Origin of the sequence: Neobacillus cucumis (assembly GCF_016908975.1) — a bacterium.
Lineage (GTDB): Bacteria > Bacillota > Bacilli > Bacillales > Cytobacillaceae > Neobacillus > Neobacillus cucumis.
Genome location: NZ_JAFBEX010000060.1, coordinates 1 through 1,608, shown reverse-complemented (window position 1 = coordinate 1,608; position 1,608 = coordinate 1). Strand labels below are relative to the sequence as shown.

Annotated in this window: 15 tRNA genes; all 15 read left to right on the top strand. The window is 51.1% G+C overall.

Annotated features, from left to right (window positions below):
- Positions 1 to 17: 17 nt before the first annotated feature.
- The 15 genes from JOC76_RS29700 (at position 18) to JOC76_RS29630 (ending at position 1,607) form a co-directional block, all read left to right on the top strand.
- Positions 18 to 93: transfer RNA gene (locus JOC76_RS29700), tRNA-Val, on the top strand.
- Between the two features lie 7 nt (positions 94 to 100).
- Positions 101 to 173 (top strand) — tRNA-Thr (locus tag JOC76_RS29695).
- 14 nt (positions 174 to 187) lie between these two features.
- Positions 188 to 263: transfer RNA gene (locus JOC76_RS29690), tRNA-Lys, on the top strand.
- Positions 264 to 297: 34 nt separating this feature from the next.
- Positions 298 to 382, top strand: a tRNA-Leu gene (locus JOC76_RS29685).
- 12 nt (positions 383 to 394) lie between these two features.
- Positions 395 to 483, top strand: a tRNA-Leu gene (locus tag JOC76_RS29680).
- Between the two features lie 35 nt (positions 484 to 518).
- Positions 519 to 592: transfer RNA gene (locus JOC76_RS29675), tRNA-Arg, on the top strand.
- A 9-nt stretch (positions 593 to 601) separates the two neighbouring features.
- Positions 602 to 678: transfer RNA gene (locus JOC76_RS29670), tRNA-Pro, on the top strand.
- Between the two features lie 17 nt (positions 679 to 695).
- Positions 696 to 771: transfer RNA gene (locus JOC76_RS29665), tRNA-Ala, on the top strand.
- A 13-nt stretch (positions 772 to 784) separates the two neighbouring features.
- Positions 785 to 858 (top strand) — tRNA-Met (locus JOC76_RS29660).
- Between the two features lie 153 nt (positions 859 to 1,011).
- Positions 1,012 to 1,085, top strand: a tRNA-Ile gene (locus JOC76_RS29655).
- A 12-nt stretch (positions 1,086 to 1,097) separates the two neighbouring features.
- Positions 1,098 to 1,190: transfer RNA gene (locus tag JOC76_RS29650), tRNA-Ser, on the top strand.
- A gap of 25 nt (positions 1,191 to 1,215) precedes the next feature.
- Positions 1,216 to 1,289 (top strand) — tRNA-Met (locus JOC76_RS29645).
- 3 nt (positions 1,290 to 1,292) lie between these two features.
- A tRNA-Asp gene (locus JOC76_RS29640) sits at positions 1,293 to 1,369 on the top strand.
- A gap of 51 nt (positions 1,370 to 1,420) precedes the next feature.
- Positions 1,421 to 1,496, top strand: a tRNA-Phe gene (locus JOC76_RS29635).
- Positions 1,497 to 1,525: 29 nt separating this feature from the next.
- Positions 1,526 to 1,607: transfer RNA gene (locus JOC76_RS29630), tRNA-Tyr, on the top strand.
- Position 1,608 lies beyond the last annotated feature (1 nt).

Genomic DNA, 1,608 nt, shown 5'->3' with positions numbered 1-1,608 from the left:
TAGGGGTCACCATTTTTGGAGGATTAGCTCAGCTGGGAGAGCATCTGCCTTACAAGCAGAGGGTCGGCGGTTCGATCCCGTCATCCTCCACCATAAATATGCCGGTTTAGCTCAATTGGTAGAGCAACTGACTTGTAATCAGTAGGTTGGGGGTTCAAGTCCTCTAGCCGGCATTTTTTTCTTTTTTGAGCCATTAGCTCAGTCGGTAGAGCATCTGACTTTTAATCAGAGGGTCGAAGGTTCGAGTCCTTCATGGCTCACCAGTTTTTTGCGCTAGCAAAATAACTTACCATATATGCGGGTGTGGCGGAATTGGCAGACGCACCAGACTTAGGATCTGGCGCCGCAAGGCGTGGGGGTTCGACTCCCTTCACCCGCACCACTAAATCAAGCTGCCGGGGTGGCGGAACTGGCAGACGCACAGGACTTAAAATCCTGCGGTAGGTGACTACCGTACCGGTTCGATTCCGGTCCTCGGCACCATTTTTTTACAATAGCAAAATAACAATCAATATCATGCGCCCGTAGCTCAATTGGATAGAGCGTCTGACTACGGATCAGAAGGTTATGGGTTCGACTCCTTTCGGGCGCGCTTGTTTTTCGGGAAGTAGCTCAGCTTGGTAGAGCACTTGGTTTGGGACCAAGGGGTCGCAGGTTCGAATCCTGTCTTCCCGACCATGTACTTTTTAAATGATGGGGTCTTAGCTCAGCTGGGAGAGCGCCTGCTTTGCACGCAGGAGGTCAGGGGTTCGATCCCCCTAGACTCCACCAAATTATATATAATGGCGGTGTAGCTCAGCTGGCTAGAGCGTACGGTTCATACCCGTAAGGTCGGGGGTTCGATCCCCTCCGCCGCTATATTATTAATGGATCCTTAGCTCAGCTGGTTAGAGCAACGAGCAAGGCTTCCAAGAATAAACTACGAGTTGTACCCATCGAGCGGCATCTAGAAAAAGCTTTCTGATATGGGGACAGACGGGTTTTAACCCTATAAGTAGAAGAACTTTACAAGGACCCTTAGCTCAGCTGGTTAGAGCAGACGGCTCATAACCGTCCGGTCGTAGGTTCGAGTCCTACAGGGTCCATTTTATTTACACGGAGGAATACCCAAGTCTGGCTGAAGGGATCGGTCTTGAAAACCGACAGGCGGGTCAAACCGCGCGGGGGTTCGAATCCCTCTTCCTCCTCCATTTACTTTAAACAAATTATTATTATCGCGGGGTGGAGCAGTCTGGTAGCTCGTCGGGCTCATAACCCGAAGGTCGCAGGTTCAAATCCTGTCCCCGCAATATGGTCCGGTAGTTCAGTTGGTTAGAATGCCTGCCTGTCACGCAGGAGGTCGCGGGTTCGAGTCCCGTCCGGACCGCCATTTTTATCCCAGTAGGTAAACCTGCTGTTGATATAGATCTATTTTTAGTGTGGCTCAGTAGCTCAGTCGGTAGAGCAAAGGACTGAAAATCCTTGTGTCGGCGGTTCGATTCCGTCCTGAGCCACCATTTTTTTAAAAAGATTCTTTTCTAAATGTGGAGGGGTAGCGAAGTGGCTAAACGCGGCGGACTGTAAATCCGCTCCCTCCGGGTTCGGCGGTTCGAATCCGTCCCCCTCCAC